General features: G+C 66.0%; 24 protein-coding genes. 10 read left to right on the forward strand and 14 right to left on the reverse strand.

Translation table 11 applies throughout. The features are described from left to right. From moaC to ACWPWT_RS11835, 4 genes are read right to left on the reverse strand one after another with little or no spacing between them, the layout of a single operon-like run. The gene (gene moaC, locus ACWPWT_RS11820) at positions 1-468 is read right to left on the reverse strand and encodes a cyclic pyranopterin monophosphate synthase MoaC (protein WP_454279764.1); all 468 of its coding nucleotides are present in this window, start codon (positions 466-468) and stop codon (positions 1-3) included. Continuing rightward, positions 465-1,241, reverse strand: a complete 777-nt coding sequence (trpC, locus tag ACWPWT_RS11825; RefSeq protein WP_454279765.1) for an indole-3-glycerol phosphate synthase TrpC — start codon at positions 1,239-1,241, stop codon at positions 465-467. Before trpC ends, moaC begins: the two co-directional genes overlap by 4 nt. Next, entirely contained in the window at positions 1,238-2,233 is a 996-nt protein-coding gene (trpD, locus tag ACWPWT_RS11830; protein WP_454279766.1) for an anthranilate phosphoribosyltransferase, read from the reverse strand. Before trpD ends, trpC begins: the two co-directional genes overlap by 4 nt. Then, entirely contained in the window at positions 2,230-2,844 is a 615-nt protein-coding gene (locus ACWPWT_RS11835; protein WP_261268116.1) for an anthranilate synthase component II, read from the reverse strand. Before ACWPWT_RS11835 ends, trpD begins: the two co-directional genes overlap by 4 nt. 182 nt (positions 2,845-3,026) lie before the next feature. On the opposite strand from ACWPWT_RS11835, the gene ACWPWT_RS11840 reads away from it, so the two are divergent. Then, on the forward strand, positions 3,027-3,461 hold the full coding sequence (locus ACWPWT_RS11840) for a hypothetical protein (RefSeq protein WP_454279767.1): 435 nt from the start codon (positions 3,027-3,029) through the stop codon (positions 3,459-3,461). Between the two features lie 123 nt (positions 3,462-3,584). Here ACWPWT_RS11840 and trpE read toward each other — a convergent pair whose 3' ends face one another. Both trpE and ACWPWT_RS11850 read right to left on the reverse strand, forming a co-directional pair. After that, entirely contained in the window at positions 3,585-5,102 is a 1,518-nt protein-coding gene (trpE, locus tag ACWPWT_RS11845; RefSeq protein ID WP_454279768.1) for an anthranilate synthase component I, read from the reverse strand. Next, on the reverse strand, positions 5,089-7,035 hold the full coding sequence (locus ACWPWT_RS11850) for a SurA N-terminal domain-containing protein (protein ID WP_454279769.1): 1,947 nt from the start codon (positions 7,033-7,035) through the stop codon (positions 5,089-5,091). The genes trpE and ACWPWT_RS11850 overlap by 14 nt, the downstream gene beginning before the upstream one ends. 134 nt (positions 7,036-7,169) lie before the next feature. Here ACWPWT_RS11850 and tpiA point away from each other — a divergent pair, with 134 nt between their 5' ends. After that, entirely contained in the window at positions 7,170-7,916 is a 747-nt protein-coding gene (gene tpiA, locus ACWPWT_RS11855; RefSeq protein ID WP_454279770.1) for a triose-phosphate isomerase, read from the forward strand. A 115-nt stretch (positions 7,917-8,031) separates the two neighbouring features. Here tpiA and ACWPWT_RS11860 read toward each other — a convergent pair whose 3' ends face one another. From ACWPWT_RS11860 to rimO, 3 genes are all read right to left on the reverse strand, one after another. After that, a complete protein-coding gene (locus ACWPWT_RS11860) occupies positions 8,032-9,411 on the reverse strand; it encodes a leucyl aminopeptidase family protein (RefSeq protein ID WP_454279771.1) in 1,380 nt (459 codons plus the stop codon). Continuing rightward, entirely contained in the window at positions 9,408-10,808 is a 1,401-nt protein-coding gene (locus ACWPWT_RS11865) for a serine hydrolase domain-containing protein (RefSeq protein WP_454279772.1), read from the reverse strand. The genes ACWPWT_RS11860 and ACWPWT_RS11865 overlap by 4 nt, the downstream gene beginning before the upstream one ends. 195 nt (positions 10,809-11,003) lie before the next feature. Then, positions 11,004-12,356 (reverse strand): 30S ribosomal protein S12 methylthiotransferase RimO, encoded by a 1,353-nt coding sequence (gene rimO, locus ACWPWT_RS11870; RefSeq protein WP_454279773.1) that lies wholly within the window; start codon positions 12,354-12,356, stop codon positions 11,004-11,006. 133 nt (positions 12,357-12,489) lie between these two features. Between rimO and ACWPWT_RS11875 the strand changes: the two genes are divergently transcribed. Beyond that, positions 12,490-13,584 carry an anhydro-N-acetylmuramic acid kinase gene (locus ACWPWT_RS11875; RefSeq protein ID WP_454279774.1) on the forward strand — a complete coding sequence of 365 codons (1,095 nt, stop codon included), beginning with the start codon at positions 12,490-12,492 and terminating at the stop codon, positions 13,582-13,584. A 51-nt stretch (positions 13,585-13,635) separates the two neighbouring features. On the opposite strand, the gene ACWPWT_RS11880 is transcribed toward ACWPWT_RS11875, so the two are convergent. The 3 genes from ACWPWT_RS11880 to ACWPWT_RS11890 form a co-directional block, all read right to left on the reverse strand. After that, positions 13,636-13,875 (reverse strand): hypothetical protein, encoded by a 240-nt coding sequence (locus ACWPWT_RS11880; RefSeq protein WP_454279775.1) that lies wholly within the window; start codon positions 13,873-13,875, stop codon positions 13,636-13,638. A 62-nt stretch (positions 13,876-13,937) separates the two neighbouring features. Next, positions 13,938-14,471, reverse strand: coding sequence for a CHAP domain-containing protein (locus tag ACWPWT_RS11885; RefSeq protein WP_261268106.1), 534 nt, complete (start codon positions 14,469-14,471; stop codon positions 13,938-13,940). 130 nt (positions 14,472-14,601) lie between these two features. Further along, the gene (locus ACWPWT_RS11890; protein ID WP_454279776.1) at positions 14,602-15,300 is read right to left on the reverse strand and encodes a DUF6975 family protein; all 699 of its coding nucleotides are present in this window, start codon (positions 15,298-15,300) and stop codon (positions 14,602-14,604) included. Between the two features lie 205 nt (positions 15,301-15,505). Between ACWPWT_RS11890 and ACWPWT_RS11895 the strand changes: the two genes are divergently transcribed. From ACWPWT_RS11895 to ACWPWT_RS11910, 4 genes are all read left to right on the forward strand, one after another. Continuing rightward, entirely contained in the window at positions 15,506-17,761 is a 2,256-nt protein-coding gene (locus ACWPWT_RS11895) for a DPP IV N-terminal domain-containing protein (protein WP_454279777.1), read from the forward strand. Between the two features lie 140 nt (positions 17,762-17,901). After that, a complete protein-coding gene (locus ACWPWT_RS11900) occupies positions 17,902-18,618 on the forward strand; it encodes an MgtC/SapB family protein (RefSeq protein WP_454279778.1) in 717 nt (238 codons plus the stop codon). A 66-nt stretch (positions 18,619-18,684) separates the two neighbouring features. Then, complete coding sequence (locus ACWPWT_RS11905; RefSeq protein WP_454279779.1) at positions 18,685-18,969, forward strand: GIY-YIG nuclease family protein; 285 nt, start codon at positions 18,685-18,687, stop codon at positions 18,967-18,969. A gap of 144 nt (positions 18,970-19,113) precedes the next feature. Further along, positions 19,114-20,139 carry an aspartate-semialdehyde dehydrogenase gene (locus ACWPWT_RS11910; protein ID WP_454279780.1) on the forward strand — a complete coding sequence of 342 codons (1,026 nt, stop codon included), beginning with the start codon at positions 19,114-19,116 and terminating at the stop codon, positions 20,137-20,139. Between the two features lie 134 nt (positions 20,140-20,273). Here ACWPWT_RS11910 and ACWPWT_RS11915 read toward each other — a convergent pair whose 3' ends face one another. Both ACWPWT_RS11915 and ACWPWT_RS11920 read right to left on the reverse strand, forming a co-directional pair. Continuing rightward, positions 20,274-20,918 carry a YitT family protein gene (locus ACWPWT_RS11915; RefSeq protein WP_261268101.1) on the reverse strand — a complete coding sequence of 215 codons (645 nt, stop codon included), beginning with the start codon at positions 20,916-20,918 and terminating at the stop codon, positions 20,274-20,276. Positions 20,919-21,016: 98 nt separating this feature from the next. Further along, positions 21,017-21,550 (reverse strand): hypothetical protein, encoded by a 534-nt coding sequence (locus ACWPWT_RS11920; protein WP_454279781.1) that lies wholly within the window; start codon positions 21,548-21,550, stop codon positions 21,017-21,019. A gap of 264 nt (positions 21,551-21,814) precedes the next feature. On the opposite strand from ACWPWT_RS11920, the gene ACWPWT_RS11925 reads away from it, so the two are divergent. The 3 genes from ACWPWT_RS11925 (at position 21,815) to ACWPWT_RS11935 (ending at position 25,451) form a co-directional block, all read left to right on the forward strand. Further along, entirely contained in the window at positions 21,815-22,522 is a 708-nt protein-coding gene (locus ACWPWT_RS11925) for a DUF4019 domain-containing protein (RefSeq protein ID WP_454279927.1), read from the forward strand. 252 nt (positions 22,523-22,774) lie between these two features. Continuing rightward, entirely contained in the window at positions 22,775-23,536 is a 762-nt protein-coding gene (locus tag ACWPWT_RS11930) for an alpha/beta fold hydrolase (RefSeq protein ID WP_454279782.1), read from the forward strand. 76 nt (positions 23,537-23,612) lie between these two features. Next, positions 23,613-25,451, forward strand: coding sequence for a M2 family metallopeptidase (locus ACWPWT_RS11935; protein ID WP_454279783.1), 1,839 nt, complete (start codon positions 23,613-23,615; stop codon positions 25,449-25,451). Positions 25,452-25,545 lie beyond the last annotated feature (94 nt).

Consider the following 25,545-nt stretch of genomic DNA (forward strand, 5'->3'; position numbering starts at 1 on the left):
TCAGGCGTGCCAGTCGCCCGACTTGCCGCCGGTCTTCGACACCAGGCGAATATCGCCGATCGCCATGCACTTATCCAGCGCCTTTGCCATGTCATAAACGGTCAGCAGCGTGACCGACACAGCCGCCAGCGCCTCCATCTCCACCCCCGTCTGCCCCGCCGTCGCGGCGGTGGCGGTGGCGGTGACGCCATCCGCCTCCAGCACGAGATCGATCTCGACCTTGCTGAGCGGCAAGGGATGGCAGAGCGGGATGAGGTCGCTGGTCTTCTTGGCGGCCATGATCCCCGCGATGCGTGCGACGGCCAGCACATCGCCCTTCTGGACGCTGCCCGCCGCAATGGCGGCGGCGGCTTCGGGTGCCATGGTAATGCGGCCCTTCGCCACGGCCTGCCGCGCCGTCACCGATTTCGCTCCGACATCGACCATGCGAGCCGATCCGCTATCGTCCAGGTGGGTGAGGCCGGTCATCCGATCAGTGCACGCGTGGCAGCCTCGACATCATGCTGACGCATCAGAGCCTCGCCGATCAGGAAGCAGTGGATGCCATGCTCGGCCATCGCGTCGAGGTCGGCGCGTGTCGCCAGACCGCTTTCGGCGACGAAGGTGCAACCTTCCGGCGCGCGGCCGACCAGTTCATAGGTCCTCTGGAAATCGACGGAGAAGTCGCGCAGGTCGCGATTGTTCACCCCGATCAGCCGCGACTTCAACCGGGCGGCGCGCTCCATTTCGGCGGCGTCGTGTACCTCGACCAACGCATCCATTCCGCATTCGATCGCGGCGGCCTCGATCTCCTGCATCTGACCATCGTCCAGTGCAGCGACGATGATCAGGATCGCATCGGCACCCAGCGCGCGTGCCTCATGCACTTGCCAAGGATCGACCATGAAATCCTTGCGCAGCACCGGGATCGACACCGCGGCGCGCGCCTGTTCCAGGAATATGTCCGCTCCCTGGAACCAACGCTCGTCGGTCAGTACCGACAGGCAGGCCGCACCCCCGGCCTCATAGGCGCGGGCATGGGCGGGGGGATCGAAATCCTCGCGGATCAGGCCCTTGGACGGGCTCGCCTTCTTGACCTCCGCAATCAGCGCGTGGCCGGTCTTGGCGTCCAGGGCGGCGCGAAAGCCGCGTGGGGCGGAAACGGTTTCGATCTTGGCATCCAGATCGGCGAGCGACATCGTCGCCTTGCGCGCGGCGACATCGGCGCGCTTGGTTTCCAGGATGCGGTCGAGCATCGTCATCGGTAGGCTATCCATCGGTCGAGGAGCGCCGCAGCATCCCCGGTATCGATCGCGCGGGCAGCGGCCACGGCCCCCTGGGCCAGATCGGCGCTGTGCCCGGCGACCATCAGGGCGGCGGCGGCATTGAGGAGAACGGCGTCGCGATACGCGCCCGGCTCTCCGGCGAGGAGGCGGCGAAGCGCTTCGGCATTGTGCCGGGCGTCGCCGCCGCGAATGGCGGTGATCGGGTGACGGGGCAGCCCGGCATCCTCTGGCGTGATCGTGGCGGGCGCTTCGATGGCGCCGACCGACACCGCGATGCTGGAACCTGCGCCGGACAGCTCGTCCAGCCCTTCCTCGCCCGAGACGACCAGAGCCGCCTCCGCACCGAGCTGCTCCAGCGCCTCGGCATAGACGGTGGCATAGTCGGGACGGGCGATGCCGATCAACTGTCGCCCGACATGCGCGGGGTTGGCGAGCGGGCCCATCAGGTTGAAGATCGTCCGTCGCCCGATCCGCCGCCGGATCGGGGTGATGCGCGCCATGGCGGGATGGTGGTTGGCGGCGAAGAGGAAGGCGATGCCGATGTCGCCCAGGCTCGCCTGCGCCACCTGTCCGGCACGCTCCATGTCGAGGCCCAGCACCTCCAGCGTGTCCGCCGCGCCCGCCTTGGACGAGGCCGCGCGGTTGCCATGCTTGGCGACCGGCACGCCCAGTGCCGCGACGACCAGCGAGACGGCGGTCGAGACGTTGAGCGTATGATGCCCGTCACCACCGGTGCCGCACACATCGATAGTGCCCGATGGCGCCTCGATCGGGATCAGCCTTTCGCGCATGGCGCGTGCCGCTTCCGCAATCTCGATCGAGGTCTCGCCGCGCTCGGCCAGCCGGGTCAGGAAATCGGCGACCGCCTCTTCATCCGCGCGCCCGTCGAGAATGTCGGCAAAGGCAGCATGCGCCGTCTCGCGTGACAAGGGGCTGACGGGATCGGGGAGGAGCGCGATGGTGGTCACGCCGCCGTCTCGGCGGGCGGACGCAGCCGCTCGGGAAGGTCGTGCGCGATTCCCGCCTCGCGCAGGAAATTGGCGAGCATGGCATGGCCATATTCGGTGGCGATGCTTTCCGGGTGGAACTGGACGCCATGAATGGGCAGGGTCCGGTGGCGGAAGCCCATGACCGTGCCATCCTCCGCGCGGGCGTTGACCACCAGGCTGTCCGGCACGTCGTTGACGATCAACGAGTGATAGCGCGTGGCGGTGAAGGGCGAGGGCAGGCCGCGGAACAGCCCCGTCCCGTCATGATGGACCGGCGAGGTCTTGCCGTGCATCAGCCCCCCGCGTTCCACCAGCCCGCCGAAATGCTGCCCGATCGCCTGATGGCCCAGGCATACGCCCAGCAGCGGACGGCCCGCATCGGCCGCCGCCTCAACCAGGTCCAGGCTGACGCCCGCTTCGGTCGGCGTGCAGGGGCCGGGAGAGATGAGAAAGGCTTGCGCCCCCGACGAGAGCGCTTGGCCCGCCGAGATCGCGTCGTTGCGGACCACCTCCACCTCGCTGCCCAATTCCTGAAGATAATGGACGAGGTTCCAGGTGAAGCTGTCGTAATTGTCGACGACCAGGATCATGGAACCGCCATAGCCGATCGCGCGGGCGGTGCAACGTCTGCGTGACGCATGGGGAAGGTCGGCCCCCTCGCGTCTGCGACACATGGCCGTAATTTCGCCCGAATGGCGTCGTCTGGGCGAACCGTTCAGCGTGGAGCCATGCGCCACGTCCGACGTTAAAGTCTCAAAGGAGTCCCGTTGCCATGGTTCGAGCCGCCCTGATTGCTGCCCTGTTGCTGACCCCGGCCACGGCGTTCGCCCAGCAGGCCACCCAGGATCAGCAAGCCGCGACCGGCCAGCCGCCCAAGCGGGTGCGGCAGGTGACGCTGACCGGCGATCAGAAATGTCCCGAAAGCACGGCCGAGGAAGTCGTGGTCTGCGGCCGGGACGACGAGCCCTATCGCATCCCCAAGGGCCTGCGCGACGACAAGCCGATCCCCGCGCAGAACCAGAGCTGGGTCAACCGCGCCGCGACGATGGATCAGGTCGGACGCGTGGCGGGCGGCATCCCCGACACATGCTCGCCGGTCGGTACGGGCGGCCAGAGCGGATGCAGCATGACCTGGAACCGCCAGTTCGCCGACGAACGTCGCGCCCGCCGCGCGGAGCAGACGCCGCCTCCCGCCGACGGGGATTGAGGAGATCGCGGGCGGCGATAGACCGAGCCTCGTCTCCCATCCGGCGCTTCGTGCTTTCCTCCCTCTCTCATCGAGAGGGAGGATAGGCGTGACGAGCGGGTAGGAAGGACGAAGGTAAGAGACTTACTGTCCGAAACCCCCTTCGCCTGCCCGCGCGACCGCATCCCGGGCGGCGGCGAGCATCGCGCCCGCCTTGGCTTCGCATTCGCGCTGCTCATAAGCCGGATCGCTATCGGCGACGATCCCCGCGCCCGCCTGGACGTGGATGGTCCCGTCCTTCACCACGGCGGTCCGGAGCACGATGCACGAATCCATCGACCCATCGGGCGAGAAATAGCCGACGCCGCCCGCATAAGCGCCGCGCCGCTCAGGCTCCAGTTCGGCGATGATCTGGCAGGCTCGGACCTTGGGCGCGCCGCTGACCGTGCCCGCCGGGAAGCCCGCGAACAGAGCGTCCAGCGCATCCTTGTCCTCGGCCAAGCGACCGACGACGTTGGAGACGATGTGCATGACATGGCTATAAAATTCGACCGTATAGCTATCGGTCACCCGAACGCTGCCCGCCGATGCTGCGCGACCGACATCGTTCCGGCCTAGGTCGAGCAGCATCAGGTGCTCGGCACGCTCCTTGGGATCCGCGAGCAGGCTGTCGCGGTTGGCCGCATCCTCGGCCCCGGTACGCCCACGCGGACGGGTCCCCGCGATCGGCCGGATGGTGACTTCGCCGTCGCGGACGCGGACGAGGATTTCCGGGCTCGACCCGATCAGCGAAAAGCCGGGCAGGTCGAGATGATAGAGGAAGGGCGAAGGGTTGATCCGCCGCAGGCTGCGATAGAGTTCGAACGGCGGCAGTGCGAAGGGCGCGGAAAAGCGTTGCGCCAGCACCACCTGAAATATGTCGCCCGCGACGATATAGTCCTTCGCGCGCGCCACCATCTCGGCATAGCGGCCCGGCGGCAGGGCGGGCTCATAAGCCGGCTCGGGCAGGTCCGCGCGTAAGGCGAGTGGAAGCGTGGTCGTCGCCAGCCGTGCGGCGGTCGCGTCCAGCCGGTCCTCCGCTTCGGCGATCATCCGTTCGGCATCGCGTGCCGCATCGGGCCAGACCGGCGCGACCAGATAGAGTGCGTCGGCCAGCCGGTCGAAGACCAGGATCACGGTTGGCCGTACGAAGATCATATCGGGCAGGCCTAGCGGATCGGCCTCCGGCTGAGGCAGGTCCTCGACCAGTCCGACCGTCTCATAGCCGAAATAGCCGACCAGGCAGGCGAGTGCGGAGGGAAGTCCATCAGGCACATCCGCGCGACATTCGGCGACCAGATTGCGCAGGGCGGTCAGCGTCGGTTGCGCGCACGGCTCGAACGCGTCGCGGTCGGTCGCCCAATGGCGGTTGATCGCGGCGTCATGGCCATGCGCCCGGAATACCAGATCGGGGGCGAGGCCGATCAGGCTATACCGTCCGCGCGTCGCGCCGCCCTCGACCGATTCGAGCAGATAGTCGCCGCGCCCCGGCTCGATCAGCTTGAGCGCCGCCGCCACCGGCGTTTCGGTGTCGGCGATCTGCCGCCGCCAGATCAGCAGCGGCTGCCCGGCCTTCAACCGTTCTACCGCGCCGCGGGCGGCGTTCGCCTCAATTGCCGCCATTATTCAACAGTTCCGCACGAACCTTGGCCACCGCCTTGGGATCGGTCTTCACACCCACCACGTCGCGAACCGCACGGGCGAATTGCGAGACATATTCGCGGCCGATCAGGCGGCCGATATCGGCGCGCGCGGCGCGGATCGCGGCATCGTTGCCGGCCGCGTTCCCCGCCTCAATGTTCGTCACGCGCAGGATGTACCAACCCTCATTCTGCGGCGCCTCCAGCGTGCGCGCCTTGTTTAGCGGCATCGAGAAGAGCAGCGCGAGCGGCGCCGCGGCAGGGGTGTTCTGCGCGGCGGCCAGGTCACGACGCGACGCCGCGATCGGACGGACCGGCGGAGTCGCGAGCCCGGTTTCCTTCAACGCCTGCGCCATCGGCATGCCCTTGTTCACCTTGGCCAGCACGGCATTGGCCAGCTTGCGCGCGGCGGCGCGGGCACGGTCGGCATTCAGGTCGGCCAGCACCTGCTGGCGCACCTGCGCCAGCGGACGCGGGGCGGAGCGCTGCACCTGACCGACGCCGACGACCGCGAAGCCGCCATCCTGGCCGATCGGCACGATCTGCGGCGCATCGCCTTCGTCTGCGGTGAACGCGGCGGTGATCATCGCGCGCTGTTCCGCCGTCGGCTGGAAGCTGGGCGCGTCGGGTGCGGCGCCTTGCGCGGTGACGGCGGGCGTCGTCTGCGCCTGGAGCTTGCGGTCGGCCACTACCTCGTCAAAGGTCGCGTTGCCCGACAGCGCATCCTCGATCGTATTGCGCATTTCGCCAAGGGCGGCGGCCTGCTTCTGCTTGGTCAGCTCGGCGACGATCTCGGGACGCGCCTGCGCCAGCGTCTTGCCCGGCACCTGAGTGATCGCGTCGACCTTCGCCACGACGAAGCCCAGCGTGCCGCGAACCGGGCCGACCACCGCGCCCTGGCCCGCGCCGAACACCGCATCGGCCACGGCGGCCGAGCTTTGCGCGGCATAGGCGGCCTTCTCGACTCCCTTTTGCGTCGAGGCCTCCAGCCCGGCGGCACGCGCCGCATCGGCGAGCGAGGTGCCCGACTTCGCCTTGGCGGCCAGGGCATTGGCACCGGCCTGATCGGCGACGATCACCTGGGTCACGTCGCGCTTCTGGGTCGCGGCGTAGCGCGTCTGGTTGGTCTGATAATAGCGCGCAATCTCCGCCTCGCTCGGCGTGGCGCTCGCCGCGACGGCGGCGGGGGTCACCAGCGCGTAGCGGACGGTGCGGCGCTCTGGCAGCGTATAGCGCTGGACATTACGCTGATAGAAGGTCTGCAGATCGGCATCGGTCGGGGCAGGGCCTGCGGGCACCAGACGGGTCGGGATATAGCCGACCTCGCCCGTGCGCTTTTCCAGAAGCAGCGAAGCATAGGGCAGCGCCATCTGCATCGCGAACTGGGTCGCGCCGATGGTGGGGACGGTCAGCTGCTGGGCAAAGGTCGTCCGCTCGATGTCGGTGCGGACCTGCGCGTCGGTCATCTTGCGCTGCGCCAGAAGCTGTTGATACAGCGCCGGATCGAACTGGCCATTGGGGCCGCGAAAGGCGGGGATCGAGGCGATCTGGCCATCGACCAGACGCCGCGACACGACCATGCCCTGCTCCCTGCCGAATTGTTCGAGCGACAGGCCCGTGATCTCGCGCTGGAGCACCCCTTCGAAGCCGCCGGCCGCCACGAACTGCGCCATGTCGAGCGTGGGCTGTTCCTGGCGATAGGCCGCGACCTCGTTCTGCGCGGCGGTGCGCAGGTCGTTGGCGGTGACCTTCGCATCGCCGACCTTGGCGACGTCCGACCCGGTCAGCCCGCCCGCCATTCCGGCGATGTTCGACACGTCGCCCGCCGCAAAGGCGATGGCGATGATGCCGAGCACGATGAAGGTCACGATGACGCCGGCCTTCGAATTGATGATCCGGCGGAAGAAGCTGAGCATGGACGACCGATCGGCAAGGAATAAAAACGTGCCCGCTTTAGGGGGCAGTCGCGCCCGCATCAAGCTTGTGCGGACGCCACGATACGCTATCGATGTTGAACACGTAAAACACACGACTCAATGGGAGCCTGAATATGGCACGGCGCAAATTGGTGGCGGGCAATTGGAAGATGAACGGCTCGCGCGCTGCTCTGATCGAACTGGACGCTATCGCCCGCGCGGCGGAAGCGGCTCCCGGTGTCGATGTGGCGATGGCGGTGCCCTTCACGCTGATCGCCCCCGCCGCCGAGCGGGAGCCGGGCCTGGCGATCGGCGCGGAGGATGTGCACGACCGTGATTCGGGGGCGCATACCGGTTGCGTCTCGGCGGGAATGGTCAAGGAGGCGGGCGCGCGCTTCACGATCGTGGGCCATTCGGAACGGCGCGCGGATCAGGGGGAGACCAGCCAGGACGCCTGGGCCAAGGCGGCGGCGGCGCATCGCAACGGACTGAACGTCATCCTGTGCTGTGGTGAGACGGAAGCGGAGCGCAATGCCGGTCGTGCCGAGCGCGTGGTGCAGGCGCAGATCGAGAAGTCGGTGCCCGATAATGCGGACGGCAGCTGGTTCACGCTCGCCTATGAGCCGCGCTGGGCGATCGGCACGGGGCGGACGCCGACCGTGGACGAAGTCGCGAGCATCCATGCGATCGCGCGCGCCAAGCTGCGGATGCTGATCGGCGATGCGGCCGACGAAGTCCGTATCCTTTATGGCGGCTCGGTAACTGGCGACAATGCCGCAACCTTGCTGGCGGTCGAGAATGTTGACGGCGCGCTGGTGGGCGGCGCCAGTCTGACGGCGGCCAAGTTCGTACCGATCATCGAGGCGGCGGCGGGGCTGTGATTTTGCGGTGCGGTCGGGCGTGGCCCTCGACGGCGCTCAGGCTGGACGGAGCGAGGGATTATTCCAACCGCCGTACACGCTGAGCGAAGTCGAAGCGCACGCCCCGAACCTCGCCTCAAGTCCCTGAATAGCGCCCCTTCAACATCCGATAGGCTGCCCGCAGCGCGTAGGCATCGCCCCCCTTGGGCCGCCCCGGTTTGGCCGAAGGCCGCCAGGCGAACACGTCGAGATGCGCCCAGGCCGTATCCTTGGGCACGAAGCGCCGCAGAAACAGCGCGGCGGTGATCGCACCCGCAAAGCCGCCATCGGGGGCATTGACCATGTCGGCGATGTCGGACTTCAACATCTCGTCATAGCCATCCCAGAGCGGCAGCCGCCAGACCGGGTCTTCCTCCGCCACACCCGCCGCCAGCAGTTCCGCTGCCAATGCCTCGTCATCGGTGAATAAAGGCGGCAGATCGGGGCCCAGCGCGACCCGTGCCGCGCCGGTCAGTGTGGCGAAGTCGAGGATCAATTCGGGCTTCTCCTCGCCCGCACGAGTAAGAGCGTCGCCCAGGATCAGGCGACCCTCGGCATCCGTGTTGGTGTTCTCGACCGTCAGGCCTTTTCGTGTCTTCAGCACGTCTCCGGGGCGGAAGGACGCGGCCGACACCGCATTCTCCACCGCCGGGATCAGCAGGTGGAGTCGCACCGGCAGCTTCGCCGCCATCACCAGACCGGCCAGCGCCAGCGCATGCGCCGCGCCGCCCATATCCTTCTTCATCAGCCGCATTCCGGCGGACGGCTTGATGTCGAGGCCCCCGGTGTCGAAGCTCACGCCCTTCCCGACGATCGCGATGCGGGGATGGGCGGGGTTGCCCCAATGGAGTTCGATCAAGCGGGGCGACCGCTCCCGCGTCGCCGCTTGCCCGACCGCATGGACCATGGGATAATCGCGCGCCAGCATGTCGCCCGCCGTCACGCGTAGCTCGGCCTGATGCGCACGCGCCAGCGCGGTGGCTTCGGCTTCGAGTTCGGCGGGGCCCAGATCGCCCGCGCCGGTATTGACCAGATCGCGGACCTGCGCGGTGGCGGCAGCGATGCGGATCACCTCCTCCCGGTGGCCGACATCGCGGGTCAGCAGCACCCGCGCGCCCGCATTCTCCGCCTTGCGATAGCGGGTGAAGCGATACTGCCCCAGAAGCCAGCCCAGCGCGTTCGCGCCGACGTCCGCGCTGTCGAGGCGATAGCTGCCTTCCGGCAGGGTTTCGGCCAGCTTGGCGAGCGCCCAAGGGGAGGCGGGGTCGGTCACGCCCGCGACGACCCCAATGTCATCGCCGTCCGGAAATAGCAGGACGCTATTGGGCCTGGCGGTGAATGCCTGCGCCGATGCCAGTGCGCGGACCGTGGCGGGCTGGCGGGTCAGCCAGGCGTCGAAGCCTCCGGGCGCCAGGAGCGTGACCGACCGGGCGGGCTGGCCGCGATCGGGTTGCAGCAGCGAAGAAAAGTCCATCATTCGACAGGGCTCACCAGAAATTGCTCGATCTTTCCGCCGGCACCGGGTTCGGCATAGGTGCTGATCCGCAAGGACCGCGTCGGATAGGTGACCCGGTAGGAGCGGTTGACGAAACCGCCGCGCAGGCGCGTGCGCCCGACCTGCTCGACCTTGGTCGGCGCGCCCAGCGGAGACAGGCTGGCCTTATAGTCGGCGATGGTCGCGGGCGTGAAATAATAGGCCGCATCCTCGGTCAGCAGCGTGCGGTCGAGACTGCCCGTCCGAAGCTGCGTATAGACGCGCTTGGCGCGGTCGAGCGCGGCGGCGTCCTCGGCACTGGCCTGGGGCGCGGGCAGGACGATTTCCGAAATGCCTTTGGCGATCCGTCCCTGCGCATCAGCGAACCAGGCGTTGACCGCAACCACCACGGCAGCCTTGTCATCCGGGTAGACGATATTCTCGGTCAGGAAGCCGACCGCCTCGCCGCTATGCTCGACGAAGCGGCGGCCATTGTCGGAGCCGACCCCGACACCCAGACCGTAATTGGTGTTGGACCCGTCGGTCAGCTTGACCGGATTCTCCTGCTCGTCCCACAGCTTGGCCGGAAGCAGCGTGCGGTTCATCCGGGCCACGTCCCATTTGGCCAGATCCTGCGGCGACATCGACAATTCTCCCGCCGCGTAGAGCCAGCCGGACGCGGCGGGCGTCTCGACGCGGACGGGGCCGAGCGCGTGTCGCAGATACCCTTGCGGAAAGCCGGGGCCGACCGCCTTGTCCTGATCGACCGCACGAATGCCGAGCGGACGGAACACCCGTGCCTGGAGGAAGTCCAACAGCGGCTGGCCCGACACCTTCTCGACGATCATGCCCGCGACGACATAGCCGGTATTGGAATACTGCCACTGCGCGCCGGGCACGAAGTCGAGCGGCGCCTTAGCCCAGCGGTCGACGATCCCCTGCGGCGTGGTGGGGGTCGCCATCGCCTTGAAGCTGTAATCCTGCGGCCAATAGTCCCGCAGGCCCGAGGTGTGGCTGAGCAACTGGCGGATGGTGATCGTGTCGCCACCGGTAATGCCGGGGATATATTGGCCGACCTTGTCGTCAAGCGACAACTTGCCGTCATCGGTGAGCAACTGGACGGCCGTGGCGGTGAACTGCTTCGACACCGAGGCGATCTGATAGGGGAGTTTCGGGTCGGCAGGTCCGGTCTGTCCCTCGAACTGCTTGCCATAGGCCTTGGCAAGCACGATCCTGCCGCCGCGCACCACCGCGATCGAGGCGGACGGGACACCGGTATCGGCCAGCGTCCTGGTCACCAGCGTATCGATCTTCTGGGTTTCCGCCGGGGTCAGCGCCTGGGCGAGCAGCGGGGCGGGGGCGATGAACGCGATCGCCGCCAGCAAATGGGGGTATCTCATGCGCCCCAAGGAAGCAGGTTTGCGGGGGCGGTGCAACGGGCGCGTTGGAGGGTGGGGGCGTGGCCTTCGACTTCGCTCAGCCCGAGCGAAGTCGAAGGCCACGGGACGGCATCCCGACGTCGCGCGATGCGAACGGTTGGGGGGCGAGTGGTTCGGGATCTGTACCACCCGGCCCCGCCCGGGTTGTCGTAAAGCCTATCCGTTCCCCATGACAGGCACGCCATAGAGATCGTGCTCGTCGGCATCCTCGATCTCGACGGACACAATATCGCCGACCGAGAGATGGGCGGCATCGCGCAGGAAGACCTCGCCGTCGATTTCGGGTGCATCGGCCTGGGACCGGCCGGTCGCGCCGCCTTCCTCGTCCACCGCGTCGATGATGACGGGCAGGGTGCGGCCGACCTTGGCGGCCAGCTTGGCGGCGGAGATGGCGGCGGTCTTTTCCATGATCCGCGCGTAACGCTCTTCCTTCACCTCCTCGGGGACGTGATCGGGCAGGGCGTTGGCGGCGGCACCCTCGACGGGCTCGAAGCGGAAGGCACCGACCCGGTCGAGCTGCGCCTCGTCGAGCCAGTCGAGCAGATATTCGAAATCCTCCTCCGTCTCGCCGGGGAAGCCGACGACGAAGGTCGAGCGGATGGCGATATCGGGGCAGATGTCGCGCCACTGGTGGATGCGCTGGAGCACCTTGGCATCGTTGCCGGGCCGCTTCATGCGGCGGAGCACCGACGGCGCAGCATGCTGGAAGGGAATGTCCAGATAGGGCAGCACCAGCCCTTCCGCCATCAGCGGGATCACCTGATCCACATGCGGATAGGGATAGACATAGTGCAGCCGCACCCAACCGTTCACTGGGGCCGCGATCTTGCCCAGTTCGCGGGCCAGGTCGGTCATGTGCGGCACGACCTCCTGCCCCTTCCACATCCGCGGTTCGCGGCGGATATCGATGCCATAAGCCGAGGTGTCCTGACTGATGACCAGCAACTCGCGCGTGCCCGCCGCGACCAGCTTCTCCGCCTCGCGCAGGATGGCGTCGGGGCGGCGGCTGACCAGGTCGCCGCGAAGCGACGGGATGATACAGAAGCTGCACCGGTGGTTGCAGCCCTCGGAAATCTTCAGATAGCTGTAATGGCGCGGGGTCAGCTTCAGCCCGGCGTCCGGGATCAGGTCGATATAGGGCGACAGGTTGGCGGGCGCGGCGGCGTGGACCGCCTCGACCACCTGCTCATATTCATGCGCGCCGGTGATCGCGAGCACGTCCGGGAAGCGGGTGCGGATCGCCTCGGCTTCCTTGCCCATGCAGCCGGTCACGATGACGCGGCCATTTTCCTTGATCGCCTCGCCGATCGCCTCCAGGCTTTCCTCCTTGGCGGAGTCGAGAAAGCCGCAGGTGTTCACCAGCACGACATCGGCCCCGGCATAGTCGGGCGACATCTGATAGCCATCGGCGCGAAGCTGGGTCAGGATGCGTTCGCTGTCGACCAGATTCTTGGGACAGCCGAGCGAGACCATGCCGACGCGCGGCGGAGTAGGGAGTTTGGTTGCCATGGGATACGCGCGCACATAGTCCAAATCGGATCGCTTTTCCAGATGCGTGGATCGTCGCGATTAATGTGGATGGTCGACAGGTCCGGCCGATCCCGGCATGAGGGAAACTAACGTAGTTAAAGGTTGGAAGGCGATGCTGGCGATCGGATTGATGTCGGGAACCTCGCTCGACGGCGTGGACGCCGCCTTGGTCGAGACGGACGGCGAGGCCCAGGTCCGTCCCGTCGCCTTTCGTTCGGAGGCCTATTCGGATGCCGCGCGCGCCGAACTGGCCGAGGCCACCGCGCTCGCGCTAACCTTCGACCGGCCGCGCGCCAGCCCGCCGATCGTCGCGGCGGGCGAGTTGATCGTGCGGACCCATGCGATGGTCGTGCAGAAATTGTTGCGCGATGCCGGGATCGGCGCCGATGCGGTGGAGGTGATCGGCTTCCACGGCCAGACGGTCGCACATCGCCCCGATCGCGGCTGGACCTGGCAGATCGGGGATGGACAGGCCCTGGCGGACGCCACCGGGATCGTCACCGTCTCGGACTTCCGCTCCGCCGATGTCGCGGTGGGCGGGCAGGGGGCGCCATTGATGCCCGTCTATCACGCCGCGCTGGCTACCGGGCTCGACAAGCCGCTGGCCGTGCTGAACCTGGGCGGGGTCGCCAACATCACCTGGATCGGTCGCGACGGGGCGCTCGTCGCGTTCGACACCGGACCCGCCAACGGCCTGATTGACAGCTGGATGGAGGCCGAGAGCGGGCAGCGTTTCGATGCGGACGGTGCGCTGGCGGCATCGGGTCGGGTGGAGCCGACCGTGCTTGACACGATGATGGACAATGGCTGGTTCGACCTCGCACCACCCAAGTCGCTGGACCGCAACGACTTCACCATTCAACCGGCGCGCGGGTTGTCGGCGGCGGACGGGGCGGCGACGCTGACGGCCTTTACCGCACAGACGGTCGCGCGCGCGCTCGACCATTTGCCCGAGCGGCCCAGGCGGCTGCTGGTCGCCGGGGGCGGGCGGCACAATGCGACGATGCTGAGCATGATCGCGGAGGCGACGGGTCTTACCCCCGAGCCGACCGATCCGCTCGGCTGGAATGGCGACGCGCTGGAGGCGGAGGGGTTCGCCTATATGGCGGTGCGCCGGCTGAACGAACGGCCGATCAGCTTTCCGGGAACCACGGGCGTGCCGGAGGCGATGACCGGCGGGGTGATCCACCGGCCTGCGGCAGGCTGACGGAGATCGGAAAGGCCGAGGTTCGCGGCGGATCGCCTTAGAGGAGAGGGATCAGCGTCGCTTCGTGCCCTGCTTCCGCAACGTGACCGGGATGGGGCAGCCCCCGAAGTTGCGCACCACCGCATAATGCGGTTCGGCAGGCGGCATTTCGCTGAGCTTGCGGGGGCCGGCGGCGACTTCGGTCTGGCTGACGCGCTTGTCCTCGGGGACGCAGTGATCTGGCGACGGACCGATGGTCGGCTGGTTGATTTCGGGCTGCGCCATCAATGCGGCGGCGGCGAACAGGATCATCATCGACATATCCTCCCGAGCATGGGGAGCATCAGTCTATGCCCGGCGACCCCGTCTGGCAATCAGCGCGCGACATAGGCGTCGATCAGCGCACCGACATAATCGGGCTTGTCGCTGGTCAGCTCGGGGGCGGCGCGCCCCTTGCCATAGATGAAGCCATATATCGGATAGGTCGAACTGCCCAGGCCGTCCGAGTCGCGGAACCAGACCTTGACCTGGCTCCAGTCATTGCCGGGCGAGACGTCGAACAGGGTCACGTCCTGTTCGGCATGGCCGCGCTCGCCATTCTGGATCGACCAATTGGCATGGGTCAGCATCAGCACCCGGTCCTCGACCACCCGGCTGACCACCGCGACATGGCCCAGCGGCAGGCGGCCGGTCTTCTCGAACACCACGACCGCGCCGACCCGGGGGGTGTGGCCACGCGGATATTTGCCCTCGGCCTGGCTCCACCAGGTCCATGCGTCGCCATAGATGGAAATGCCCGATGCCTGACGCGCGAAAGGAACGCATTGCCCGACATAGTCGAGGAGCGATCGCGCTTGGGCCGGGACAGCGACCGTGAGTGCGCAGAGCGATATGACTGCTTTGGACACCAGAGCTTTCATGATCGTCACGCTAACCCGCGTGGATTAATCGTGAACTGTTCGGAATGGTTAACATTGCGGTAGCCAGTCGGGCCGTGGGTTTCGCGCGGCCGGATGAGCGGGCGCGCCTTTGCCGTGGCTAGCCGCGTCGCGCGCTGGCCCGCGCCTCCAGCAGGTTCCACAGGCCGTTATGCTGGACCAGCAACTGAGTCGCGCCGAACCCCAGCGCACGGGGAAGGCCCAGGCTGTTTTCGTCGGTCTCGAAGTCGAGCAGCGGCTCGGGCATCGGATTGGGCGGGGCGGACAGGCCGAAGCGTCGCGCGGCCTGTACCAGAAGCTGGCGGATCGTGCGCCAGTCGAGGATCAAGGCCGAGACCGCACCGGTCGCACATCCCCGCCGGTCCGAATTGGCCAGCATCTCCAGCGTCTGGCGCAACTGGGTCAGCGCGGCATCGGTCTGCGCCTGTCCCGGCGTCGAAGGCAGCGGACCCGCGGCCGAGGTCAGATTGGCGAGAAAGGCGCGTTCATAGCCGAAAGCGGTCGACGACTGGATCAGCCAGGGCAGGGTCTCGATCTGGATGCCGCGCGCCATGGCATAATCGATCATGCACGGGTGATTGCCATGGACCGCGCACACCGCATGAACCGCATCGGTCAGGTCATGCAGCAAGGCCTGCGGCAACAGCAGCGACTGGACATGCGGGTGCACCGCGCTCCCCGACCGCGCCAGGATCGCCCGGATGTCACCCCGTCGATCGTTCTGAATATCGAATGCGATGGTCGCCGCCATGTCCGTTCCGATGTTGGGCGCGGCACGGCGACGATTCCAGTTCGTCATCGCACCCGCATGAAAGCTTTACCCAAATTTCGTTAACGCGGAGTTTACGAAGATTGGCGCTGCGGAAAGGTTACGAGGGGAGTGGGTATCGCGCGGCTTGGCGATCAGCCGTTCGGATCGCGCTTGCCGGATCGTCATGCCGTCGCGATAACGCCGCCCAACGCGTCGGGGGTTATCCGACGGACTAGGGTCTGGAGTGGTATGAATGCGCAAATGGGTGCTGGGTCTGGCGCTGGCTTCGGTCGGGGCGTCGATCACGATGGCGATGGGAGCACCGGTCATGGCCGCTGAACCGGAGAAACAGGGTGATCTGACGCTGGCACGCGTCTTTGGCAGCCCCGACCTGTCGGGATCGCAGCCGCGCGGGCTTCGGCTGTCGCCGGACGGTACGCTGCTCACCTCGCTGCGCCCACGGGCCGACGAGAAGGAACGGCTGGACCTCTGGGCGCGCGATACGCGCACCGGCGAGGAGCGGATGCTGGTCGACTCCAAGAAGGTCGGCTCTGGTGCCGAACTGTCCGAAGCCGAAAAGATGCAGCGCGAACGCGCGCGCATCGGCGGGTCGAAGGGGATCGTCGCCTATGACTGGGCGCCTGACGGCAAGTCGATCCTGGTGCCGCTCGACGGCGACCTGTACCTTGCCGGCCTGGACGGGCAGGTCCGCCGCCTGACCAATACGCCGGGTGGCGAGTTGAACCCGATCGTCAGCCCCAAGGGCGGTTTCGTCAGCTTCGTGCGGGATCAGAATTTGTGGGCCATGCCGCTGACTGGGGGCGAGGCGCGGGCCTTGACCAAGGAAGGCGGTGGCACCGTCCATTTCGGTGAGGCGGAGTTTGTCGCGCAGGAGGAAATGCACCGCTTCACCGGCTATTGGTGGAGCCCCGACGAGCGTTACATCGCCGTCGAGCGGTTCGACGAAGCCCCGGTCAAGGTGGCGGTCCGCGCGGCGATCGGGGCGTCGGGCACCAAGATCTACGAACAGCGCTACCCGGCGGCGGGCACGCCCAACGCGCTGGTCGACCTTTATGTGATGAAGGCGGATGGTTCGGGCCGGGTCAAGGTCGATCTCGGCAGTGATCCCGACATCTATCTGGCGCGGGTCGATTGGACCCCGGACGGCTCGGCGATGCTGGTCCAGCGCGAGAGTCGGGACCAGAAGCGGCTCGACATGCTGCGCGTCGATCCGGCGACCGGCAAATCGACGGTGGTCTTCACCGAACGTTCGGGGGAGCGAAGCTGGCTGAACCTGTCGGACGCCTATCGCCCGATGAAGGATGGCAGTCTGATCTGGCGGTCGGAGCGGGACGGTTATGGCCATCTCTACCGTTTCGCGAACGGCAAATGGGCGCAACTGACCAAGGGGCCTTGGGTCGTGACCGGGCTGGTCGGCGTCGATGAAAATAAGGGTTGGCTCTATTTCACGGGCCTGAAGGACGATGTACTCGAACAGCATGTCTATGCCGTCGACATCGCGCATCCGGATGTCATCACCCGCCTGACCGAGCGCGGCTATACGAACAGCGCGACGATGGACTCGGCTGCCAGCCGCCTCATCGTCTCGCGCTCCGGACCCAGCCAACCGACCCAGGTCTATCTGGCCGACACGACGGGCAAGCGGCTGAACTGGATCAACGAGAATGCGATTGTCGCGGGCCATCCCTACGCCCCCTATCTCGCCAGCCACCGCGAAACGAAGTTCGGTACGATTAAGGCCGATGACGGCACGACGCTCTATTGGGAAATGATCACACCGAAGCTGGAGCCGGGCAAGCGCTACCCCGTCTTCTTCCAGCATTATGGTGGCCCCGGCACCGGTCAGCAGGTCACGCGCGGCTGGCAGGGCGCATTGCCGCAATATCTGGTCGACCAAGGCTGGATCTTCTTCCAGATCGACAATCGCGGCTCGTATAATCGCGGCAAGGCGTTCGAGGATGCGATCTACCACGCCATGGGCACGGTCGAGGTCGCCGATCAGCTTGCGGGCGCGAACTATTTGAAGAGTCTGCCTTTCGTCGATCCGGCGCGGATCGCCACCTATGGCTGGTCCTATGGCGGCTATATGTCGATCAAGATGCTGGAGAAGACGCCGGGCGTCTATGCCGCCGCCGTATCGGGCGCGCCGGTCACCGACTGGCAGCTTTACGATACCCATTATACCGAACGCTATCTGGGCGATCCGCGCACCGATCCGAAGAGCTACGAAACGTCGCAGGCGATCACCGATGCCGCCAAGATTCGCGATCCGCTGCTGCTGATCCACGGCATGGCCGACGACAATGTCTTCCTCGACAATGCGACCGCCTTTGCCGCCGAAATGCAGAAGACGGATACGCCGTTCGAAATGATGCTCTATCCCGGTCAGACCCACCGCGTCGGTGGACCGGTCATCTCGCAGCATCTGTGGCATACGATCCTGAACTTCCTCGACCGGACGGTGAAGGATAAGCCGGCGGAGAAATAAAGCCGTCATTCCTCCCCTGTAAGGGGAGGTGGCAGTCCGCAGGACTGACGGAGGGGTGTTCACGCTGATGGTGGCACCCCTCCACCACCGCTTCGCGGCGGTCCCCCTCCCCTTACAGGGGAGGAGTTAGGGTGGCGACCATGGCATTTCTAAAGACCTTCCATCTCTGGCCCTTCCTCGACACGTTGGTCAGCTATCTGACCGCCTTCGTCCTGGGCACGGTGATCGGGGCGGAGCGGCAGTATCGCCAGCGCACCGCCGGCCTGCGCACCAATGCGCTGGTCGCGATCGGCGCGGCGGCGTTCGTCGATTTGGGTCAGCGGCTGGGCGGCAATATCGAGTCGATCCGCATCATCGCCTATGTCGTCTCCGGTATCGGCTTTCTCGGCGCGGGCGTCATCATGAAGGAGGGGATGAATGTTCGCGGGTTGAACACCGCGGCGACCCTGTGGTGCTCGGCAGCGGTCGGCTCGATCGCGGGCAGCGACATGGTGGCGGAGGCGGTGCTGCTGACCGGCATCGTCCTGCTCGCCAACACCGCGCTGCGCCCGCTGGTCGATGCGATCAACCGTATCCCGGTGGAGGGGCGGCATGTGGAGGCGACCTACTCGGTCAGCCTGACCACGACCGCCGCGCAGGCCGGGCCGGTCGGCGACCTGCTGGTCGAACATCTGGAGGGCGCTGGCCTGCCGGTCGGCGAACTGGATAGCGAGGAGCGGGGCGAGGATCAGGTGACCGTCACCGCGATCCTGACCAGCACGATCGTCGAGGCGGGCGAACTCGACCGGATCACCGATCATTTCCAGAGCGTCCACGGCATCGCCCACGCGACCTGGGCGGCGAGTACGCATGATTGATACGCCGCCCATTCAACGGCCGTCGCCCCAGCACAGGCTGGGGCCTCCCGCCGAATAGGCTGACCGATGCCGGGCTGGGTCTATATCATGACCAACCAGCCGGAAGGCGTCCTGTATATCGGCGTCACCGCATATCTCGCCGCGCGCATCCATCAGCATCGCACCGACAAGGGCGCGGAATTTTGTCGTCGCTACGGGCTGCACCGTTTGGTCTATGCCGAGGAGCATGGCAGGATCGAGGATGCCATCGCGCGTGAGAAGGCGATGAAGGCCTGGAAGCCGGAATGGAAGATAGGGCTGATCCAGAGCATCAATCCCGCTTGGGACGACCTTTTTGACCGGCTGGCGTGAAGGCGAAAGGCCCCAGCCTTCGCTGGGGCGACGTGTCAGCGCCTAAACCCCCGCTTGCCCTTCCCCAATGCGCACTATTCGCAAAGTTGGTGGACGTATCCGCGCAATGACGCTACCGGCTCACGCTTCCGAGTGGAGGGTTTAATGGGTTATCGCGTGGTGGTCGCCGGGGCGACGGGCAATGTCGGCCGGGAAATGATCAACATTCTGGCGGAGCGGGAATTCCCGATCGACGAGCTGGCGGTCGTCGCCTCGTCGCGCAGCCAGGGCGACCAGATCGAATATGGTGAGACCGGCAAGATGCTCACCATCAAGAATATCGAGCATTTCGATCCGACCGGCTGGGACATGGCGCTGTTCGCGATCGGATCGGACGCGACGAAAGTCTATGCCCCCAAATTTGCCGCCGCGGGCTGCATCGTGATCGACAATTCGTCGCTCTATCGCATGGACCCGGACGTGCCGCTGATCGTGCCGGAAGTGAACCCGGACGCGATCGACGGCTATACCGCCAAGAATATCATCGCCAACCCGAACTGCTCGACCGCGCAGATGGTCGTGGCGCTCAAGCCGCTGCACGACAAGGCGAAGATCAAGCGCGTCGTCGTCGCGACCTATCAGTCGGTGTCGGGCGCGGGCAAGGCGGGTATGGACGAACTGTTCGAGCAGAGCCGCAACATCTTCGTCGGCGACCCCGCCGAGCCCAAGAAGTTCACCAAGCAGATCGCCTTCAACGTGATCCCGCACATCGACAGCTTCCTGGAGGACGGCTCTACGAAGGAAGAGTGGAAGATGGTCGCCGAAACCAAGAAGATCCTGGACCCCAAGGTCAAGGTGACGGCGACCTGCGTCCGCGTGCCGGTCTTCGTCGGCCACTCCGAGGCGCTGAACATCGAGTTCGAGGAGGAAATCTCCGCGACCGAAGCCCAGGACATCCTGCGCGAGGCGCCCGGCGTCATGCTGATCGACAAGCGCGAGGACGGCGGATACGTCACGCCGATCGAATGCGTCGGCGATTATGCGACCTTCATCAGCCGCGTGCGCGAGGACTCGACGGTGGATAACGGCCTGTCGCTGTGGTGCGTGTCGGACAATCTCCGCAAGGGCGCCGCGCTGAACGCGGTGCAGATCGCCGAACTGCTCGGCCGTCGCCATCTGAAGAAGGGCTGAGCCAAAAAATTCCTCCCCTCAAAGGGGAGGTGGCGGGCCGTCAGGCCCGACGGAGGGGTGTCCCGTCCTCGATAGGCTGACACCCCTCCACCAGTTTCGCTGGTTCCCCTCCCCTTGCAGGGGAGGCGCAGGGCTTACCGCCCCATATACAGCCCCGGCCGGTGCCAGGCGAACAGGATCAGGCTGATCGCCGCCGCGCTGACCGCCGACCAGGCGAGTTGCGAGACGGTGACGACGGGGATCGCCATCGACAGGATCACGACGTCGAGCGCGACCTGCGTCATTCCCATATTCCATCCACGCTTGCGATAGAGCCAGATGGTGATGACCCCGGTGCCGCCGACCCCGGCCTGGTGCCGGGCGAGCGACAATATGCCCATGCCGATCACCGTGCCTCCGACCAGTGCGGCAAAGGCCGGATGGACCGTATCGACATGGACCGACACGCGGGTGATCGCGGAAGCCACGCCGATCCCGACATTGACCAGCACCGTCTTCACCGCGAAGCGCGCGCCCATCACCTTGTGCGCGAACAGGAAGAACGGAATGTTGACCAGCGTGAACAGCACGCCCGCAGGCAGCGGGACCAGATAGGATAGCAGCAGCGCGACGCCCGCGATCCCGCCCGTCACCAGCCCCGCTGCTTTCAGAAAGACCAGGCCCACGATCAACAGCGTGCAGCCGATGAAGATCGCATAGGCGTCCTCCAACAGGCTGTGCGGACGCCCGATCGGGCTGGGCGGCAGGGTTTCGGCAGGGGAAGCGGTGGCTGCGGTCATCGACGGTCCGGTTATGGGGCCGGCATCCGCTCCCGATTATCCTGCTTCTGGCGGCAGAAACAGGCTATTATCGCAAATCCCCGGCAAGGCCAATCGCACTAGCGGATGATAAGCCAGCCTATTCCGGCGATCACCCCCAGCGCGTAGAGCCCGCCCTGCGCGCGTAGCAGATAGCTGGCGCCCAGCACCCCGGTCGCCGCCAGCGCGCAGGCCGCCACCCGGTCGGCGGCGATCCATTGCAGGATGACGAACGCGCCGACCATGTTCGCCGCCGCGTTGACCGCGATCCAGATATAGGAAGGGAAGGCCCCGATCGATCCGATCAGCGGGATCTTGATCGTGGCAAAGCCGCGCATCGTGCCGGGAAACAGATCCGCCGCGAGATGAAAGCCCACGCCGAATCCCAACCCCGCCGCGACCGGCCAGGTCCGCAGGTCGAGCGTGGCGACATAGAAGGGCAGGACGCTGTGCACCAGCGCGCTGCGATGCGGGAGTTGAAGCGGCGTGTCGAGATCGGGCAGCCGCGTCCCCGCTGCCGTCGCCGCCGCGACCGTGGCGATCAGCATCCACGGGCCTCCTCCACCGGCGAAGGCCAGGATCACCGCCAGAAGAAGAAATAGGGATGCTGCCATGGGCGGCGGCTAACCGCTTGTACCCCTTTTGTCCATGCGTGCGACTCGCTCCGAACTACAAAAAAGCGCGGATTCCCGCCATTTTGTCGCGGACTGGTGAGAATGGGACTCAGGGCGCTACTTTGGCCTGCGCCAACACGGTCAAGGTACAATTTTTTGAGGGTGGTGGGCAGGCCTCGCTCCGGCATATTTGGGATCATGACCATGCAGGCCAAAGCGGGTATCGGCGCGCTGACTGACCGGGAAAAGTAGACGCTGCGTCTGATCGTCCGGGGGCATGACGCCAAGTCGATTGCGCGTGAATTGAACCTGTCGGTCCACACCATCAACGAACGGCTGCGCGACGCTCGCCGCAAGATGGCTGTGTCGAGCAGTCGAGAGGCGGCGCGGATGCTGCTGGAGGTGGAGGGCGATACATCGCTGTCGCCCCCCGAATCTGTGGGGGACAGGAAGATCGGGGAGGACCGGCCCGAGCCGATCACGGATGAAAGCCCGGCGCCGATCATCGGCGTGGAGGCTGGCATCCGCCGTCCCCGAATCATCATCGGAGCGATACTCATGACCCTCGCCCTCAGCCTGCTCGCCCTTGGCGGCCTGACCCATATGGCGTCCACGCCACCTCCGACGGCTACGACAACAGCCACCGATCCGGCGGTGGTCGAAACCGCCCAGCATTTCCTGCAATTGATCGACCAGGGTCGCTGGGCCGACAGTTATCGCCTAACCACGAACAGCTTTCGCGCGCTCAATACCGAGCAGGTCTGGGCCGCCACCTCGGAGAAGGTGCGGACGCCGCTGGGCAAGACGGTATCGCGGACCTTGCTCAGCCAGGACGATGTCCCCGCACCGCCCGCCGGTTATCGGATGGTGCGGTTCAATACGCGCTTCGACAGTTCGGCGAATGTCGTCGAAACCGTCACGTTGGAGCGAGAGAATGGCGAGTGGCGGGTTGCCGGGATTTATGTGGGCTAGCTGCCCGACACTATTGTCCTTTGGCGCGTCCGAAGGGCGAGGTTGTCAGTCCATCGGCAGCCCTTCCTTCTGACCATGAACGCCCCATCAACCGTTCAGCCTGAGCGAAGTCGAAGGCCACGCGATGGTCCTGCGAGGGAAAGCGCAGTTCGACTTCGCTCAGTGCAAGCGGTCGTTGGGATGATCGCGTGCACATTTTGGTCGAGCCGATTAGGAGGTTCGCTTACAACCCAACCGCCGGAGACCCGACCCTTGGCCGACACCGCCCCCGAAACCCGCTTCTTCGATAGCTTCGACGGCACCCCGATCGCGTGGCGTGAAATGGGGGAGGGGCGGCCCGTGGTGCTGATCCACGGCTATTTTTCCGACGCCTATACCAACTGGATCCGCTACGGCCATGCCGCCGCGATCGCGGCGAAGGGCTACCGGGTCATCATGCCTGACCTGCGCGCGCATGGAGAGAGCGGCAAGCCGCATGACCCCGCCGCTTATCCGAAGGATGCGCTGACCCGTGATGGCCATGCGCTGGTCGAGCATCTGGGGCTGAGCGACTATGACCTGGGCGGCTATTCGCTGGGCGCGCGGACGGTAAGCCGGATGCTTGCGACCGGGGCGGAGCCGGGCAAGGCGATCTTCGCGGGCATGGGGCTGGAGGGACTGCTCCATACCGATCGCCGGGTCGCGCATTTCACCAATATCCTGACGCGGCTGGGCGAGCATCCGCGCGGCAGCCCGGAATGGATGGCCGAGGCGTTCCTGAAGACCACCGGCGGCGATCCGGTGGCGCTGCTCCATATCCTTCAGACCTTTGCCGATACCCCGCTGTCGGCGATCGAGGGGTTCGACCTGCCCGCGCTGGTCGTCGCGGGCGTGGACGATTTCGACAATGGCGCTGCGGTCGATCTGGCCGAAGCCCTGCCGCGCGGGCGCTATGCCGAAATTCCGGGCAACCATATGAGTTCGGTGACGAAATCCGAGCTTGGCGAAGCGATCGCGCAGTTCCTCACGGCTTGACGGCGGCGGGCAAAGCCGCGCAACTGCGCGCCATTCGCCCCGTTTCGAGGGCCCATCAGATTTTGAGGGGGATAGCATGATCCGTTCCGCCGTTTCCGGCACCGTGCTGGCGTTCCTGCTGGCCGGCACTGCCCAGGCGCAGGCCACGGCTTCGACGCCGCCAGCCGCGCAAGCACCCGCGACCGTCGCAGGGGCCGATGCCTTCGTCGCAGAGGCGGAGAAGACGCTGGCCGAGAAATCCTTGGGGGCTCAGCAGATTGCGTGGGTCAACGCGACCTATATCACCGACGACACCGATGCGCTGGCAGCCGCTTCGGGCGCGGAGATGACTGATTTGGCGGTCCGCTATGGTCTGGGCGCGGCGCGCTATCAGGCACTGCCCGGCCTGTCCTATGACACCAAGCGCAAGCTGGACCTGCTGCGCGGCGGGATCACGCTGCCTGCGCCCACCACGCCCGGTGCGGCGGCGCAGCTTTCGATGCTGACGACGCGCATGTCCTCCTCTTACGGCAAGGGCAAGGGGCTGCGGAACGGCCAGCCGATCAACGGCTCGGACATCGAGGCCGCGATGGGCAGCGAGCGCGATCCCGCCCGTTTGAAGGAGATGTGGGTCAGTTGGCACGACAATGTCGGCGCCCCGATGCGCGCCGACTATGCGCAGATGACCGCGCTCGCCAACCAGGGGGCCAAGGAACTGGGCTATGTCGATGCGGGGTCGCTGTGGCGCTCCGGCTATGACATGAGCCCCGAGCAATTCGCACAACTGACCGACCGGATCTGGGGCGAACTGGAGCCGCTCTACAAGGCGCTGCACACCTATGTCCGGTGGAAGCTGAACGAGAAATATGGCGACGCGGTGCAGGCCAGGACCGGCCCGATCCGTGCCGACCTGCTCGGCAATATGTGGGCGCAGGAATGGGGCAATATCTATGACCTGGTCGCGCCCAAGGGGGCGGGCGATGTCGGATATGATACGGGCGATCTGCTGAAGGCCAAGGGGTACGACCCGATCAAGATGGTGAAGGCAGGCGAGGGCTTCTACTCCTCGCTGGGCTTCGCGCCCCTGCCGCAGACCTTCTGGCAGCGGTCGCAGATTACCAAGCCCGCCGACCGTGAGGTGATCTGCCACGCATCGGCCTGGGATGTCGACAATCTGGACGACATCCGCATCAAGATGTGCACCAAGGTCAATGCCGACGACTTCGTGACCATCCATCACGAACTGGGCCATAATTACTACCAACGCGCCTATAAGGATCAGCCTTTCCTCTACAAGAACGGCGCGAATGACGGGTTCCACGAGGCGATCGGCGACACCGTCGCGCTGTCGATCACGCCCGATTATCTGGTGAAGATCGGTCTGCTCGACCCCGCCAGGGTGCCGAGTGCCGACAAGGACATCGGTCTGTTGCTGCGTCAGGCGATGGACAAGGTCGCGTTCCTGCCCTTCGGTTTGCTGATCGACAAGTGGCGTTGGGGCGTGTTCTCCGGCCAGATTCCGGCGAGCCAGTATCAGGCGGGATGGGATGCCCTGCGTCTCAAATATCAGGGCGTGGTGCCGCCAGTGGCGCGGGACGAGACCAAATTCGATCCCGGCGCCAAATATCATATTCCGGCAGGTGTGCCCTATGCGCGCTATTTCCTGGCGCGGGTGCTCCAGTTCCAGTTCTACAAGGCGGCTTGCCAGCAGGCCGGTTGGAAGGGGCCGCTTCACCAATGCTCCTTCTACGGCAACAAGGCGGTCGGCGAGAAGTTGAACGCGATGCTGGCGATGGGCCAGTCCAAGCCCTGGCCGGATGCGCTTCAGGTCTTCACTGGTAGCCGCGAGATGTCAGGCAAGGCGTTGGTCGAATATTTCGCGCCGCTCAAGACTTGGCTGGATCAGCAGAACAAGGGCAAGCCGCAGGGTTGGTGATGGTCGCAGAGGGCGTGGGGCGGCTGGCATTGCCAGCCCCTCCACCACTCGGTTTCGCCAGTGGTGGAGGGGCATTGTAAGCAACGTCCGTTCA

It is taken from the genome of Sphingomonas sp. Marseille-Q8236 (genome assembly GCF_965112005.1).